Below are 1106 nucleotides of genomic sequence, written 5' to 3' on the forward strand. Positions count from 1 at the left end.
ACGACGGTCGATAGAATCCCTCAACGGGACAAAGCCAGCGACGTCACAAAGTAGACACAAACGGTGAAATTACACCACTTGACGGGACACTACCAAAAAGGAATCAGATAAGACGAAGTAACTGGAGTAAGTTTGGGATATAATACAAAATAAGTTTATGATTGTTTTAAAATATCGAGTGAGTGGGACCGAGGCTAATGTGGTTCGGTTACTCCTTTATTAGGTCTTCACTCACTCTGATCTTTGATGAGAAAATAGCACATCCAGCGATTTTCATTGGTCATATCGTGCCCCGCCAGGGGCATGGGGGTTTAGGCAGTAAATCAGTAAGGCAAACGAGTTGTATTATGTACAGGTCCAAAACTAAAGGCTGGAAAGTGGTGTATGTTGTAATGTCGAAAAGGAAAAAGATACAAACACATGTGGGAGATATTTTTGCTATTCCAGTAGACGAAAAGCGTTATAGTTATGGACAAATTGTTTCCGATAATTGGTATGCAATTTTTGATATTCTAGCAGAAAAACATCCTCCTTTAGATCAGATTACAAACAGACCAATTGTATTTCTGGTTGAATCCGTTGACGTAAAAATTGAAGACGGAGATTGGGAGATTATTGGTAATTTTTCGATTCCTAAGGATATTCGTTTTCCTGAATTTCTGGTTGAAACTTTGGACGGATACATGGTTATCGACTATAAAGGAAGGACACTTCGACCTGCATCTGAATATGAAATAAAAAATTTAAGCAGCAAAAAATCATATTCACCCGTTGTAATTGAAGATGCGGTTAAAGCCAAGTTTGCATTCACAGAATGGTACCCTTATTTGGATAACCTTCTATATAAAGGATAATTTTGCATCATACTATGGAAATCTCTACTGAGGGTCTGCTGAACAGATCACAAATACAACAAACTAGTTGAAAATGGGATGCGAGAAAGCCTCATAATAACAAATAGATAAATACATTTGCCATCTTTCCGCATACCTCATGCTTTCCTCACTCCAAATGCTAAATTTCCAAACATCATGATAGGAAAAAGGAAGCATGAGGTAAATGTTGTTGAGTTTTATTTGTTGAAATCTGATGATTATATTTTAGCG

General features: G+C 37.3%; 1 protein-coding gene. It reads left to right on the plus strand.

The genetic code is table 11. From position 1 onward, the window contains the following. Window positions 1-197 precede the first annotated feature (197 nt). A complete protein-coding gene (locus tag C230_RS0100015) occupies window positions 198-854 on the plus strand; it encodes an Imm26 family immunity protein (protein WP_018130073.1) in 657 nt (218 codons plus the stop codon). The last annotated feature ends 252 nt before the right edge of the window (window positions 855-1106 follow it).

This window comes from Effusibacillus pohliae DSM 22757, assembly GCF_000376225.1.
Taxonomy (GTDB): Bacteria; Bacillota; Bacilli; order Tumebacillales; family Effusibacillaceae; genus Effusibacillus; species Effusibacillus pohliae.

Excerpts from the sequence above, each read along its gene's own strand:
- C230_RS0100015 (WP_018130073.1), top strand. The coding sequence starts at position 198 with ATGTGGTTCGGTTACTCCTTTATTAGGTCTTCACTCACTCTGATCTTT.